The organism is Treponema sp. R6D11, from assembly GCF_054786075.1.
In genome coordinates, this window is record NZ_BDHD01000819.1 from 1 (window position 1) to 496 (window position 496).

Below are 496 nucleotides of genomic sequence, written 5' to 3' on the forward strand. Positions count from 1 at the left end.
GGTGTAAAATCGCTTTATTATCAATTATGAAACAAACATTCCTAATTATCGCCGTTTTGGCGCTACTTCTTTCCTGTAATAAAAGCGAGGAGCTTTCGCTTGATGAGCTTAACACGATAAACGCCGAAGGGCTCGCGGAGATACTCGCGAAAACGGTAAAAAAGCCGTGGCTGGGGGAAGACTTTTTGCCGGGAAAGGTGGGCGGAACGTGGAATTCGGTGATGACCGAAGACCCGAAAAGCTTTAACCACCTTATCGCCGAGCAGGACTCTACGACTTCTTCCGTAGTAGGAAGCATGACCGACTATCTGATTGATTACGACGTGGTAAACCGCAAATGGAAGCCAAGAGTCGCATCCTATGAAATTACGGTTGACAATAAGACGGATACGCTGGACGTAATCTACACCCTCCGTAACGACGTTTACTGGTCCTATTACAATTCGGACAAAAAGGTAAAAGTAACAAGCGACGACATAATCTTCTGGTACAATGA

General features: G+C 45.6%; 1 pseudogene. It reads left to right on the top strand.

Annotation, left to right across the window (positions count from 1 at the left end):
• Window positions 1–26: 26 nt before the first annotated feature.
• Window positions 27–496: pseudogene (locus tag ACYVTD_RS16300) on the top strand (ABC transporter substrate-binding protein); the annotation flags it as partial.